Genomic DNA, 13,983 nt, shown 5'->3' on the forward strand with positions numbered 1-13,983 from the left:
GCTACCGCAGTTTTGTTATCATTGGAACCATGGTGACGAAGACGGCGGCGGACACCCGGGAGCGCATCCTCGAAGCGGCGGCGGCCCTGCTGGTGGCCGAAGGCCGCGACGGCCTCTCGACCCGCGCGGTCAGCGCCGCGGCGGGGGTCCAGCCGCCCGCGCTGTACCGGCTCTTCGGCGACAAGGACGGCCTGCTCGACGCGGTCGCCGCGTACGGCTTCGACGAGTACCTGACGAGCAAGCGCGCCCTGGGCTCGACCGGCGACGCGGTGGCGGACCTGCGGCGCGGCTGGGACCTGCACGTGGAGTTCGGGTTGTCCCGCCCGGAGTTCTACGTGCTGATGTACGGCGACGCGCGGCCGGGCCGGACCTCGCCCGCGGCCCGGGAAGCCGAGGGGATGCTGCGAAGCATCGTCTCGCGGGTCGCGGAGGCGGGCCGGCTGCGCCTGAGTGTCGACCGCGCGGCGCGGCTGGTGCACGCGACCGGGATGGGCGTGGTGCTGTCGCTCGTCGCGACGCCGGAGGACGAGCGTGACCAGGAGCTGTCGGTGACGGCCCGGGAGACGGTGCTGAGCCGGATCCTCACCGACGTCGAAGCGCCCACGGAGTCCGATCTGCCGGGACGCGCGATCGCGCTGCGGGCCGGGCTCGACGGCGTGGCGGCGCTGACCGAGGCCGAGCGCGTCCTGTTGGCCGAGTGGCTGGACCGCATCGCCGACGCCTGAGCCGTCCGGAGCAGGGCTGGATCGGTTCAGATCGATCGGACATTGCTTGTCACCCACCGGTGGCTCAATATGTTGCGGCTCGCAACATATTGACGACAACGCCGTCGGAGGGTCTTGATGATCAGGTGGAAAGCGGTCCTGGCCTGCGCCGGAGCGGGCGTGCTGCTCGCCGGCGCGCTGCCCGGCACGGCCCTCGCGAGCGGCACCGCGACCGACTGCTGCGGCGGTGGCGCCTCCTGGGCGACCGGCAACAAGTCCGCGCTCGGCACTTCGACGACCACCGGCAGCCCGGTGTGGTTCACCGTCGCCGACGGCGTGACCTCGGAGGTCTTCTACCCGCGCGCCGACGTCCCGAACCTGCAGGACATGCAGTTCGTCGTCACCGACGGATCCAGCTTCGTCGACCTCGAACGCGACGCCACCAACCACGTCGTCTCGATGCCCGACGAGAAAGCGCTCCAGTACACCGTCACCAACACCGCCAAGAGCGGCAAGTACCGGATTACCACCGACTACGTCACCGACCCGGCCCGCGCGACGCTCGTCCGGAACACCCGCTTCCAGTCCCTCGACGGCGGCGCCTACCGCCTGTACCTGCTCGCCAACCCCTCGATGGCCGGCGGCGGCGCCAACGACAACGCGTGGTGGGACGGCACCGGCCTGGTGGCGAGCGGCACCGAGACGCTGTTCGGCGGCGCGGCCACGACCGTCGTGTCGGCACTGCGCGTCTCGACCGGGTTCACCGCACACGACAACGGCTACAGCGGCGCGGGCAGCGACTGCCTGGTCGACCTGCGCGCCGACAAGACCCTGAACAACCAGTTCGACAACGTCTCCGGCACCGGCAACGTCGTCCAGTGTGGACAGATCCCGGTCGGCACGGACACCACGTTCACCGTCGCCCTCGGCTACGGCAGCACCGCGGCCGCCGCCACCTCGGCGGCGACCGGGTCGCTGAGCAGCGGGTTCTCCGCCGTGGCGACGTCCTACCGCGGCGGCTGGAACTCCTATGTGGGCGGTCTGAAACCCGCCCCCGCCAGCGTTTCCGGCGACACCCAGCGGCGTCGCGCCTACTACGTCGCCGCAATGGCGCTCAAGACCGCCGAGGACAAGCAGCACCCCGGCGCGAGTGTCGCGGGCCTCGCGACGCCATGGGGCAACTTCACCAACGGCGACCAGCTCAACGACGGTTACCACCGCGTCTGGGGCCGTGACCTCTACCAGCAGGCGACCGGCCTGCTCGCCGCGGGCGACACCGCGCAGGCCAAGCGGATGGCCCAGTTCCTGTGGAACTCCCAGTGGATCGGCAGCCCGACCGCCGGGGACGGCACGACCTACCCGGCGGGCTCGTTCCCGCGCTACAGCCCGGTTTCCGGGGTCACCGGGGCGAGCGCCCAGCAGCTCGGCTGCTGCGAACAGCTCGACCAGGACGCCGACGCGATCCTTCTCGCGTGGCTGACCGGAGTCACCGACGCCTCGACGTACTCGAAGGTCAAGACGACGGCGAACCACCTCGTCGCGACCGGCCCGGACACCACCGAGCGATGGGAAGAGCAGTACGGCAAGTCACCGTCGTCGATCGCCGCCGAGATCGCCGGGCTGATCGCGGCCGGCGCCATCGCCCGGGCCAACGGCGACACCGCGAGCGCGACGTCGTGGGAGTCCACAGCGGACTCGTGGCGCAACTCCCTGGCCGGCTGGACCGTGACGACGTCCGGCTACTGGGGCGGGCACACCTACTACGAACGCCTCGACCGCGCCGGGAACCCCAACGACGGCGCGACGATCTGCTTCGACGAAGGCTGCTTCTACGAACACGACGTCACCGACTTCGGGTTCCTCGACCTGGTGCGCCTCGGCATCCGCCCGGCCAACGACACGACGATCGCGAACTCGGTCGCGCCGACGGCCGCCGCGTCCGACGGCAACGCACCGATGCAGGTGACGCTGCCCAACGGCGACGTCTACTTCCACCGCTACCCGCACGACAACTACGGCGAGAGCACCTCGACCTGCAACGGCTGGCCCGCGGGCGGAAGCCAGCGCTTCGGACGGCTGTGGCCGGTGCTGTCGGGGGAGCGTGGCCAGTACGAACTGGCCAACGGCCGCTCTGCCAGTGTCTACCTCAAGTCCATGGCGGACTCGGCGAACGACGGGTACTTCGTGCCCGAGCAGGTCTGGGACCGCGCCGATGTCGGCTGCTTCGGGCTGGGCCGCCCGACCGGCAGCGCGGGCCCGCTGATGTGGGCCGAGGGCCAGTACCTGCGGCTCGCGCAGAGCATGGACGCGGGCCACAACCTCGACACCCCGTCGATCGTCAAGTCCCGCTACGGCACCTGAGCGCCGAGCTTGCGGGCCCGGGTCAGCAGCTTCTCGACCCGCGCCCGCAGCTCGGGCGTCTCCCGGTCGAGATCCGGCAGCAGGTTCGTGTAGTCGGCCACGAGGGTCCGGTAGCTCCGGGCGAACTTGCTCGCAGGCTTCTGACGGGCGTAGCGCTTGTCGAGGTCGATGATCTCCTGGGCCAGCACGGCCGTGGCCGCCGCCAGCTCGGACCGCTCGTCTGCTTCGGCGTCCCGGCGTTCGCGCCGCATCACCGCCACCTGCCCGGTCCGGCGGCCGACGACGTAGAGCGCCAACGAGCCCAGGACCACCGCGCCGACCGCGGCCGACGCGATCAGGTAGCGCGGCAGCGAGGGGCTGACCGCGCGGCCGCCGTCGGGGATCGCGCCGGACTTCACCAGCAGGTCGTAGTTGACGACCATGACCTTCAACGCGTCCACCGGCCGGTCGGTGAAGGCGTCGATGCCGTTGCCGATCATCGACTCCGCGACGTACGCCTTGCCGAAGTTCTCGTCGTCCCCGCCGGGCAGCTGCGAGCAGCCGTACTTCTTGAAGTCGTCGCCGTCCCGGCTGAGCATCACGGCGAGAGTGCCGTCGACCGCGCTGCCGAGGCTGTCGCACGCGTCGCTCAGGTCCGCGCCCGGTTCGAGGAACGCCACCACCAGCCGCCGGTTGCCGATGACGCGTTCGGCGGCCGGCTGGTCGAGCGTGACCCCGGGCGCGACGTACACCGACGCCGACCGCAGCTGCCGGGCGACCGGGCCGTCGAACACGCCCGCCGACCACACCGCCCAGCCCGCGAGCACGAGGCAGCCGAGCACCGCGATCCCGAACGCGGAGCGGAAGAAGCGGATCACGAGAGCCTCCCTCGCAGGTACGCGGCGGGCCGGTAGTCCGGACGGCCGAGCAGCCCGGCGGTGGTGTCCAAATCGGACTCGGCCGCGTCGAGCAGGCCGTGCACGTGCCGGTCCGGCAGTTTCTCCGTGAACGCCTCCCGGGCCGCCGTCAGCTGGGTGATCCCGCGGGTCAGGGCCGCGGCCGACGCGCCGTCGGTGAGCCCCGAGACCTCGACGGCGAGCGCGGTCAGCCCGGCCAGGCGCGCCGGAACGCCGGCTCCGGCGGGCCGGGTCGGGCGCCCCACCCGGCGGGCCGAGAGGACGAGGAACCCGACCGCGCAGGCGGCGAACAGCCACGGCAGCGCGGGCAGCGCGACCCGCAGCGGGTCGAACGGCGTGTAGGGGAGCGGGCGGTCGAACAGCCCGGCGTAGCGGATGGCCGTGACGCGGTCGAGCCACGCACCGAGGACGTTGCGCTGCGGGTAGGCGTACGTGCCGAGGCGGTCGGCGAACTGGCCGTAGAAGCTCGCCGTCACGACGTCGGAGAAGGCGGCGGCCGACGGGCCGTCGTACTCGATCCACTGGCCGTAGAGCACGACGATCGGCCGGCCGGGGAACTCCTTCGCCAGCGCCGGTCCGAAGTGGACCAACGGCTGCCCGGCCGGCTGCTGCGGCAAGGCGACGTACAACGGCTGCGCGCCGGGGAACGCGGCGGTCGTCGCGGGCACGTCCTTCAGCGTCGCGCCGGGCGCGACGAACCGGCCGGTGCCGCGCAGCGCCGTGGTGGCTTCGGCCAGCTCGCCGGCCGTCGGGTCGCGCCGGGCGATCGGGGCCTGGTCCGGCGGCTCGGGCCGGTGGTTCAGGTGGGCGATCAGGGTGGTCAGCGACTCGGTGACGTCGCCGGTGGCGAATTGGTGGACCCACTCGCTCGCGCGGTCGGCCGAGGCCTGGAGGATCCCGCCGCTGACCTCGGTGCCGACCACACGGACGGTTGCCGCTTCGACGTCGTGCAGCCGGGTTTCGTCGTCCTTCTTGAGCCCGGGCGGCGCGACGAGGATCCGGTAGTCCGTGCCGCCGGCCGCGGCCTTCACAGCCTGGTCGTCCCAGGTCGCGATCGAGCCCGGCAGCCGCACGACAGAAGACGTCTTGAGCATCGCGGCGAGCTGGTCGTCCGACGGGATCGTGGCGCCGCTCAGCTCACCGGCCGAGCCCTCGGGGATCGGGTCCTTCGCCGCCGGCGCCTGGCCGTAGCTGACGTCGGTGCTCTGCTTCTGCACGAGGAGGAACGTCACGAGCACGGCGACGGCCACCGCGGGCAGGCTCCACCGGAGCGCGTCCGGCCACCGGCTAGTCACGAGCGGCTCGCCAAAGCGCGTCGGCACGACGTGCGTGCTCCTCGGCCGCCTGGGCGGCCCGCACACCGCCGTGCGCGCCCGCGAGAGTCTCTGCCCGGGTCAGCAGCTGCTCGGCTTCGGGCAGGGGAGCGGCCGCGGCGTCCCGGCTCACGGCCGCGCTGTCGATCGCCGCCCGCGCGGCCGACCACGCCGTCCTCCGACGCAGGTCGCGCTCCCGCAGGCGGGGCACCACGACCACGCCGAACCCGGCGGCGGCGATCACCACCGCGCCGAGCACCCACACCAGCCACGTCATCCGGCCACTTTCGCACGCCGGTCGATCACCGGACCAAGTGGACGGTCTTCGCGGCGGGCACGAACGTCGCCGTCTGGCCGCGGGTGAGGGCGACGCTGTCCGTCTCGAGGCCGTCGCCGAACGCCACCAGGCGGTCGGACTCGACCTCGACCGTCAGCGGCGCCGACGTCAGATCCCCTTCGGTGCACGTCGTTCCGGTCGTCGGTGACGGCCACACCTCCCGCACGAACCAGACGAGCCGCTGTTCACCGGGCGCGGGCAGCCGGAGCCCGCTCCCGCGTTCCCGCCACACCGACCCGCACCAGCCGGTCGCGCCGGTGCCCGTCCCGACCAGGATCCCCGACGACGCCTGGCGTTCCGCCGGCCCGCTCCCGACCCCCAGCCGGTAGCGGGCCGTCTGGTGCCCGGCGTGCCCGAGGTAGATCTCGTTGAGCGCGAGCAGCCGCTGGCCGTCGTCGGCGGTGAGCTCGGCCATCGTCCGGCGCTCGACGTCGCCGGTGGCGCGCACCAGGTCCGCGACGGCGGCGGCCGGGTGCTTGACCAGGACGCCGGGCGCGCCGGGGGCCACGCCGACCACCGGCTGGCCGTCGAGGTACTTGGCGACGTTGGCGACCAGCCCGTCCTGGCCGACGACCACCACGATGTCCTCCGGGGTGAACAGGAACCGGTCGAGGTCCGCGCGTTCGACCTCACCCCGGCGCCAGTCGAGCGGGATCGCCGCCGACGCCGAGGCGAGCGCCGCGCGCACGGCGGCGTCCGCCTCGGTCACCTCGGCGAGGTCACGTCCGCGTGTGCGGAGGAAGAACTCCGCCTGGCCGCGGGTGCCGTGCCGGGCCAGCAGCTCGGCCAGCTCAGTGCGGCGGTGCACCAGCACCACCCGCGGAGCGAGGCTCACGACCGCACGCCCAGCTTCGTCAGCAGCGGCGTGAGCAGGTCGGGTGTCAGGACCAGGCTGTCGATCTGCGGCAGGTTGCCGGCCAGCTCCTTCAGCGCCAGCCCGGTGAGCACACCTTCCGGCAGGTCGCGGTAGGCCGCGAGCCGGGCCGCCTCACCGGCCGCCTCTGCCTCGCCGAGCGCCTGCTTGCCCGCCGCCTCGACCGCGGTCAGCCGCTCCTTCCGCGACGCCTGCGCCTCGGTCTCGATGCGGCTCGCGGCGGCCGCCTCCTCGGCCTGCCGCCGGGCGTTCGCGCCCCGCTGCGTCAGCAGCTGCTCCTCCCGGCGGGCCAGCTCGATCTGGCTCTGCAGCTCGTTTTCGCTGATCGCGCGTTCCCGTTCGACGGCCATCGCGCGGCGCTCGTAGGTCGCCCGGTCGGCTTCCTGCTGCACCTTCTCCCGCGCGGTCGTCTGCAGCGCCTTCTCGACCTCCGGCTCGGCCCGGATGGCGACCACCCGCACGTCGAGGACGGACGTGCCGGTCTGCGCGAGCCGGGCGTCCTCCTCGGCCAGCCCGGCGCGAATCCGGTCGCGGACCGCGCTCACGCCGTCGACGAGCGCGGTGGCGAGGTCGATGCGGGTGAGCACCTCGAGGGCGTACTGCTGGACGTTCTCGGTGAGCAGCCCGCTGATCTGGCCGAGCGGGTCGCTTCTCCAGCGCCCGGTGCCGGGGTCGATGGAGAAGTCGATGCGCTGCGCGGCCACCGCCGGGTCCTCGATCCGGAAGGTGAGGGCGAGCTGGACGGTGACGTCCTGGAAGTCGGCGGTGCGCGCGTGGAACAGCAGGGGCAGCTCCCGGTCGTCGACCGGCACCTCCGAGACCACGGCGGTCAGCGGCCGGTACCAGAACGACAGCCCGATGCCGTCGTGCGCGAGCTTGCCGCGGCGGTGGTGGCGGATGTGCACGGTGGGTGCGCCCCGCAGGTGCCGGAACCCGAACCGGCGGCTGATGTCGGCCATGTGCCCTCCTCTTATCGTCGCCGTGACGATATGCGGTGGGCGGCCTAATCGTCAAGCTGACGATTAGGAGGTAGGGTGGTGGCATGGGTCACCCGCCGTTCGCCGTCACCGTGGATCTGGTCGTGCTCACCCTGACCGGGGACGAGCTGTGCGCACTGGTGGTGCGCCGGGGAGTTTCGCCGTACCTGGGCGAATGGGCGCTGCCGGGTGGGTTCGTCCGCGCGGACGAGGACCTGTCGGAAGCGGCGCGGCGCGAACTGGCGGAGGAGACGGGCCTGGCGCCGGGAACCGTCCACATCGAACAGCTGGCGGGGTACGGCGCGCCGGACCGGGACCCGCGGATGCGGGTGGTGACGGTGGCGTACCTGGCGCTGGCCCCGAACCTGCCGACCCCGTCCGCGGGCACGGACGCGGCCGAGGCGCGCTGGGCCCCGGTGCGAGCGCTGGGCGGCGAGCACCTGGCGTTCGACCATGACCGCATCCTGGCGGACGGGCTCGAGCGCGCCAGGGCGAAGCTGGAGTATTCCCCGCTGGCAACGGCGTTCTGCGCCCCGGAGTTCACCGTGGCCGAGCTGCGGCGGGTGTACGAGCTGGTGTGGGACACGCGGCTGGATCCGCGGAACTTCCACCGGAAGGTGACGGGGGCGGAGGGCCTGTTGGAGCCTACGGGCCGGACGACGACCCGTGATGGGGGACGGCCGGCGCAGTTGTATCGGCGGGGGAAGGCGGAGTTGTTGTACCCGCCGATGTTGCGAGGTTGATCGCGCCCGGCCGGGCTGCGCCGCGCTGAGCCGGGCCGCGCTGAGCCGGGCTGCGCTGGGCCGCGATTGCAGCCTCCGCGTCGGGGTCCGGATTGCCGCCGTGCCGGGCCCGGGCTGCGCCGGGCCAGACCGAGTCGCGATCGCCGCTGCCGCGCCGGGCTGGGCCCCGCCGGGCTGGGCCGCGCCGGCTCCCGATTGCCGCCGCGGCGGGCCCGGACTGCGCCGGGCCAGGCCGCCGGGCCGGGCCCCGCCGGGCCAGACCGAGTCGAGATCGCCGCGGTCGCCCGGGGCGCGGCGGCTCACCAGCGCCGTTTCAACCCCCGACCCGTCAGGCCACGCGGGCCGGAACCAGCTTCCGGGCCGCGCCCATCAACGGCAGCAGCCGCGTGCCGAAATTGCGCACCGCCAGCCCGCCGCGGGTTGCCGGGATCAGCAACGCCGCGGCCGTGGAGACGTTGCGCTGCTTGGGTTCCACCAGCTTGCGGTGCGCCTCCTCGTAACGCCGGAACGCCGAGGCCGCGTCGTCCGGGGTCCGGCCCAGCTCCGAGGTCAGCGTGTACGCGCCCGCCATCGCCAGCGTCGAGCCGTCGCCGAACAGGGATACGCACGACGCCGCGTCGCCGGCCAGGGCGATGCGACCCGTGCTCCAGCTGTCCATCCGCACCCGGCTCACCGCGTCGAAGTACAGGTCGTCGGCCTCCCGCACGCGCTCTAGCAGCTCCGGCACGCGCCACCCGGCGCCCTCGTACGCCGAGAACAGCATCCGCTTGTGCAGCGCGGTGTCCCGGTAGTCGAACCCCGGCACCGCGTCGCCGCGGAACATGAACGCCGCGATCCCGTGCCCGCGCGACGGGTGGACCGCGACCGCCCGGCCCGGCGAGTTGTACATCACCAGCTCGGTGCGGTCGGCCGGCGCCTCGGCGAGCGGCAGCGTCGCGATGTAGACGCCCATGTGCTCGACGAACGCCGCTTCCGCGCCGAACGCCAGCCGTCGCACCGCCGAGTGCAGTCCGTCCGAGCCGAGCACGAGGTCGAAACGCCGGGGCGCGCCGCGCTCGAACGTGACGTCGACACCGCCGTCGTCCTGGTGGAGCCCGGTGATCGAGTCGTGGAAGACGAACTCGGCGTCCTCGCTCGCCGCTTCGTACAGGGTCGCCGCGAGGTCGGTGCGGGGTAGCTCGATGTCGGTGTCGCTGCCGAGCACGCTCATCGGGACGCGCCCGGTCCGGCGGCCGGCGTCGTCGACGAACTTCAGCGACCTCGCGTCGGTGCTGGCTTCGCGCAGCTTCGCGGTGATGCCCATCCGGTCGGCCACCTGCGACGCCGGCCCGCGGACGTCCACCGGGCTGCCGCTCGAGCGCATCCCGGCGGCGCGCTCCACCACGGTGGGCCGGAAGCCCGCGCGGGCCAGCCAGTAGGCCAGCGTCGGCCCGGCGACCCCGGCGCCGGAGATCAGTACGGTCTGCTCGTTCATCTGAACCCCCATCTCGGTCCTGACCATCGGTCAGTCCCGACCGTACGCTCCTGTCCATCGGTCAGGCAACCCGCTAGGCTCACGTGATGACGGACGACACCCGCGCCCGGATCCTGCGCGTCGCTCTCGAAGAGTTCTCGACGCGCGGCTACCACGCGACGTCGGTGCGGGAGCTGGCCGAGCTCGTCGGCGTCACGAAGACCGCGGTGCTCTACCACTTCCCGGGCAAGGCGGACATCGTCACGGCGCTCGCCGAGCCGATGTTGGCCGACGTCGAGGTGGCGATGGCGAAGGCGGCCGAGGCCGCCGACCCGCGCCGGGCCGCGATCGAAGGACTCCTCGACGTCTGGCTGAGCCACCGGTACCTGCTGCGGATGAACCTGCGCGATCTCGGCCTGACCGCGTCGGACACGGTGTTCGAGCGGTTCCGCGACGGCATGCTGCAGGCGAACCTGCTGGTGGCGGGCCCGGAACCCGACCTCGCGGCGCAGGTGCGGGCGGCACAGGCGATCGCGATGCTGAGCGACCCGGTGGTCCTGTTCGCCGACGCCCCGGCGGCCGAGCTGCGCGCGGCAGTCCTCGACGGCGTCGACCGGCTGTTCACCGCGGCCGAACCCAAGACCCGCGGCCGCCGCGGCCGGCCCACGGTGATGAGCCCGGAGACGGTCGAGGCCGCCCAGCGCCTCTACGACGCGGGCCACGCCCCGGCCGACATCGCGGCCGCACTCGGCGTCTCCCGGGCGACGATCTACCGCCACCTGCCCGGCGCAGAATAGTGAGACGATTTCTGAGACTTATTGAGACGGCTCCGCGGTGACCTCGATGGCGGGCAACGCCGAGAGCTGGTCGGCCGGCATCCGGGACGCCGTCTCGAAAACCTTCTGTTGGTGCTCCTTGATGCGCTCGTCGACGAGCCGGCTCAGCTCGAAGGCGAGCCGGCCGGTCTGGCGGACCGTCACGTCGTCCACCAGCGGTCGCACGGCCGAAGTGATGACGATGCCCGCGGCCTCGCCGGTCCCGGTCTGGGAGACGCCGACGGAGTAGGACTCGCGCGGGTTGACCGCCCCGTCGATCGAGAAGTCGCGGATCTTGCCGAGCAGCTCGTGCCACTCGGCGACCTCACCCTGCACCCCGGTCGCCTCGACGTCCGCCGGGGTCAGGTTCATGCCGCGGTCACCGGTGCGGAAGCAGCGCGCGTAGGAGTTCACCGCCGACACCCACAGCGACTCGACGAGGACGGCGTCCCGCCGGGGCCGTTCCAGCTCGGCCACCAGCCGTTCGCAGCACTGCAGCGTGAACTGGAGGTCGTCGAAGATCGCGACGAGATCGGCCAGGCCCAGCGCACCGGGCGTGGTCAGCAACCGCGCGCTCGACGGCGCCGTCGTGGAGTGGCTCATCCGGGGACGCTCCTGTCCTGGCGTGGACCTCCACGACACCGCATGCGGGCCGCCGCGGGGGTCTCAATTTGCGACACCACCCGCCAGTGGCCGGAACCAGAGTGTGAACGACGTCTTCTGCGGCGCCAGCCGGTACCGCGGCAGGACTCCGGGCCCGCACGACGCCGACCCCAGCCCGTGCTGCGCGACGTCCAGCGTCAGATGCACCAGGTCCCCGGCCACCAGGTCCGCCGTGTGCCGGGCCTCCTCCAGCTGGGCCGCCGTCCAGCGGCGGGCCGTGAAGTCGAACGTCGGGGCGCCGTCGACGCGGATGCCCGCGCCCGACGGGGTGGTCAGGCTCGCCCAGCGGGCCGCCGCCCGGTTGCCGTTCTCCTGTGGGTACACGTACGGCGTCTGCAGGCCGTCGACGCTGCTGGAGAACCGGCCGATGCGCGCCGCCTGGTGGCTGTCCGGGTACGCCTCGCCCGGGCCGCTGCCGAACCACTCGGCCGTGCCGAGCTCGCCCGGGATGGCCATCGTGACACCCAGCCGGGGGAGCGTCTCCGGCAGTGCGCCGTCCGGGGTCACGTCCACCGTGAGCCGCAGGCGGTCGGCGAACGCCGTCCACGTGTAGTCCGCGAACAGCCCGAACGGCTGCGCCGGCGGGGCGACGCGGGTGCGGACCACCAGCTCGTCGCCGTCGGCGTCGACCGAGATCACCCGGTGCTGCATCCGGTGCAGCCCCGCGTCGAGCCACTGTGACGCCTCGGACGGCCCGGGCGACGAGCCGCGGTCGTTGTCCGTCGTCGCGCGCCAGACGTCCAGGCGGGGCCCCGTCACCGCGTGCCCGCCGAGCGTGCTCAGCACGCCGGTCGCCGGGTCGAACTCGCCGACGCCCAGGACGAGCCGGCCGGCCGTGCGGAACACCGGGCCGCGCGACGGTAGCGGTGGTGACGCCGGGGCCTCCGACACCGGCAGCTGCCCCCACCCGACGACGTGGCCTGCGGGCGCCCATGACGTCGCGGCCTTCAGCGACGCCGAGACGGTCAGCCACGACTCGCCCGAGGTGGGCGGCAACGCGGGGAGCGGCACCGACACGCTCTGTCCGGAGTGGACGACCGGGACGTCGAGAGTCCCCGAGGCGACCGCGGTCCCGTTTTCCTCGAGCACCCAGGTGAAGGCGAGGTGCCCGGTCGTCGAGAAGTCGTAGTGGTTCGACACGCGGACACCGGCGAGATCGGCCGAGATCCGGACCGGCTCGATGATCTTCGCGTACTCGGCCAGCCCCGGTGACGGTGTCCGGTCCGGGAACACCAGGCCGTCGATCACGAAGTTGCCGTCGTGGATCGGCTCGCCGAAGTCCCCGCCGTAGGCGAAACCGGCCGCAGTGGACAGACCGTGGTCGATCCACTCCCAGACGAACCCGCCCTGGCAGTTCGGGTACCGTTCGAACAGCTCGCGGTACTCCAGCAGTCCGCCCGGGCCGTTGCCCATCGCGTGCCCGTACTCGCAGAGCAGGAACGGCAGGTCACGGCGTCGCTCGTTCTCGTCGTCACGCTCCCCGATCCGCGCGACCTCGGCGTGCGTCGCGTACATTCTGCTGTGGACGTCCACATAGGAACAGTCGTGGTCACCCTCGTAGTGCACCGGCCGGCTCGGGTCCCGGTGGCGCACCCACTCCGCCATCCGCGCCAGGTTCTCGCCGGTGTGGCTCTCGTTGCCGAGCGACCAGAGGATCACGCTGGGCCGGTTCTTGTCCCGTTCCACCGTGCGCCGCATCCGGTCGAGGTAGGCGTCGGCCCACCTCGGCTCTGAGCTGGGATTCCGGTCCCACCCCAACGGTCCGAAGCCGTGGGTTTCGAGGTCGCACTCCTCGATCACCCAGAGGCCGTGTTCGTCGCACAGCTCGAGGAACGCCGGGTCCGGCGGGTAGTGGCTGGTCCGGACGGCGTTGACGTTGTGCCGCTTCATGAGCAGGACGTCGGCGGGCGCGGTCTCGGGGGAGACGACCCGGCCGGACCGCGGGTCGTGTTCGTGGCGGTTTACCCCGCGCAGCAGCAGGCGCCGCCCGTTGACCTTCAGCTGACCGTCCTCGACGGACACCGTCCGGAAGCCGATCCGCACCGGCACCCGTTCGGCCACAGTGGACAGTGTGCCGTCGTACAGCCGCGGCGACTCCGCACTCCACGGCGAAACCGGCAGCTCCAGCGGTTCACCGGCCGGATGCCCGGTGATGCCCAGCGAAGGGATGTCCAGCACGACGTCCGGGCCGGTTTCGACGCGGACCGTGCCCAGCCCGGTGGTGTGGTCGTAGTCCGCGCGGACCCAGTAGTCGCCGATCCCGCCGGCGGGCCGCGCGAGCAGCGTCACGGACCGGAAGATCCCGGACAGCCACCACATGTCCTGGTCCTCGAGGTAGCTCCCGGCCGACCACTGGTGGACGCGCACCACCAGCACGTTCCCGGTCGGCCGCAGCAGGGCGCCCACCTCGAACTCCGACGGCAGCCGGCTGCCCTTCGTGACGCCGAGCTCGGCGCCGTTGAGCCAGATCCGGCCGCACGAGTCGATCCCGTCGAAGCGCAGCAGCGCGGACCCCGCGGGCCAGGAGGCGGGCAGGTCGAACCGCAGCCGGTGGTCCCCGGTCGGGTTCTCCGACGGCACGTGCGGCGGATCGACCGGGAACGGGTAGTGCACGTTCGTGTAGGCGGGCTTGCCGTGCCCGTGCAGCTGCCACAGCGACGGCACCGGCAGCTCGTCCCAAGTGGAGTCGTCCGCTTCGACCGGGTCGGGGGCGGCCGCGAGGCTGGGTGAAAGCCGGAACCGCCAAACGCCGTTCAGCACCAGCGAAGGGGCGTCGGAGGTGAAGGCCGCGCGCGGGGGCACCGAACCGTGGCCGGGGCCCGGGTCTTCGACGTACGACATGGAGTC

Annotated in this window: 12 protein-coding genes; 4 read left to right on the forward strand and 8 right to left on the reverse strand. The window is 72.8% G+C overall.

The genetic code is table 11. The features are described from left to right. Positions 1–29 precede the first annotated feature (29 nt). Positions 30–725 (forward strand): TetR/AcrR family transcriptional regulator, encoded by a 696-nt coding sequence (locus ACZ63E_RS35315; RefSeq protein WP_465340571.1) that lies wholly within the window; start codon positions 30–32, stop codon positions 723–725. 117 nt (positions 726–842) lie between these two features. Then, positions 843–3,065 (forward strand): glycoside hydrolase family 15 protein, encoded by a 2,223-nt coding sequence (locus ACZ63E_RS35320; protein ID WP_465340572.1) that lies wholly within the window; start codon positions 843–845, stop codon positions 3,063–3,065. Here the strand turns inward: ACZ63E_RS35320 and ACZ63E_RS35325 are convergent. The 5 genes from ACZ63E_RS35325 to ACZ63E_RS35345 are packed head-to-tail and all read right to left on the reverse strand — an operon-like array spanning position 3,053 to position 7,444. Next, the gene (locus ACZ63E_RS35325) at positions 3,053–3,922 is read right to left on the reverse strand and encodes a hypothetical protein (RefSeq protein ID WP_465340573.1); all 870 of its coding nucleotides are present in this window, start codon (positions 3,920–3,922) and stop codon (positions 3,053–3,055) included. The genes ACZ63E_RS35320 and ACZ63E_RS35325 overlap by 13 nt on opposite strands. After that, the gene (locus ACZ63E_RS35330; RefSeq protein WP_465340574.1) at positions 3,919–5,256 is read right to left on the reverse strand and encodes a hypothetical protein; all 1,338 of its coding nucleotides are present in this window, start codon (positions 5,254–5,256) and stop codon (positions 3,919–3,921) included. Before ACZ63E_RS35330 ends, ACZ63E_RS35325 begins: the two co-directional genes overlap by 4 nt. Then, positions 5,249–5,551: a DUF6403 family protein gene (locus ACZ63E_RS35335; RefSeq protein ID WP_465340575.1), complete on the reverse strand. Its 303-nt coding sequence runs from the start codon at positions 5,549–5,551 to the stop codon at positions 5,249–5,251. Before ACZ63E_RS35335 ends, ACZ63E_RS35330 begins: the two co-directional genes overlap by 8 nt. Before the next feature lie 25 nt (positions 5,552–5,576). Then, the gene (locus ACZ63E_RS35340) at positions 5,577–6,446 is read right to left on the reverse strand and encodes an NAD(+)/NADH kinase (protein ID WP_465340576.1); all 870 of its coding nucleotides are present in this window, start codon (positions 6,444–6,446) and stop codon (positions 5,577–5,579) included. Next, positions 6,443–7,444, reverse strand: coding sequence for an SPFH domain-containing protein (locus ACZ63E_RS35345; protein WP_465340577.1), 1,002 nt, complete (start codon positions 7,442–7,444; stop codon positions 6,443–6,445). Before ACZ63E_RS35345 ends, ACZ63E_RS35340 begins: the two co-directional genes overlap by 4 nt. A gap of 83 nt (positions 7,445–7,527) precedes the next feature. Between ACZ63E_RS35345 and ACZ63E_RS35350 the strand changes: the two genes are divergently transcribed. After that, the gene (locus tag ACZ63E_RS35350) at positions 7,528–8,205 is read left to right on the forward strand and encodes an NUDIX hydrolase (RefSeq protein ID WP_465340578.1); all 678 of its coding nucleotides are present in this window, start codon (positions 7,528–7,530) and stop codon (positions 8,203–8,205) included. 328 nt (positions 8,206–8,533) lie between these two features. Here ACZ63E_RS35350 and ACZ63E_RS35355 read toward each other — a convergent pair whose 3' ends face one another. Beyond that, positions 8,534–9,679 carry an FAD-dependent monooxygenase gene (locus tag ACZ63E_RS35355; RefSeq protein ID WP_465340579.1) on the reverse strand — a complete coding sequence of 382 codons (1,146 nt, stop codon included), beginning with the start codon at positions 9,677–9,679 and terminating at the stop codon, positions 8,534–8,536. A gap of 86 nt (positions 9,680–9,765) precedes the next feature. On the opposite strand from ACZ63E_RS35355, the gene ACZ63E_RS35360 reads away from it, so the two are divergent. Then, positions 9,766–10,455, forward strand: coding sequence for a TetR family transcriptional regulator (locus tag ACZ63E_RS35360; protein ID WP_465340581.1), 690 nt, complete (start codon positions 9,766–9,768; stop codon positions 10,453–10,455). Positions 10,456–10,473: 18 nt separating this feature from the next. On the opposite strand, the gene ACZ63E_RS35365 is transcribed toward ACZ63E_RS35360, so the two are convergent. Both ACZ63E_RS35365 and ACZ63E_RS35370 read right to left on the reverse strand, forming a co-directional pair. Further along, the gene (locus tag ACZ63E_RS35365; RefSeq protein ID WP_465340582.1) at positions 10,474–11,076 is read right to left on the reverse strand and encodes a hypothetical protein; all 603 of its coding nucleotides are present in this window, start codon (positions 11,074–11,076) and stop codon (positions 10,474–10,476) included. A gap of 63 nt (positions 11,077–11,139) precedes the next feature. Continuing rightward, positions 11,140–13,977, reverse strand: a complete 2,838-nt coding sequence (locus tag ACZ63E_RS35370) for a glycoside hydrolase family 2 TIM barrel-domain containing protein (RefSeq protein WP_465340583.1) — start codon at positions 13,975–13,977, stop codon at positions 11,140–11,142. Positions 13,978–13,983 lie beyond the last annotated feature (6 nt).

It is taken from the genome of Amycolatopsis sp. NPDC104819 (assembly GCF_055583145.1).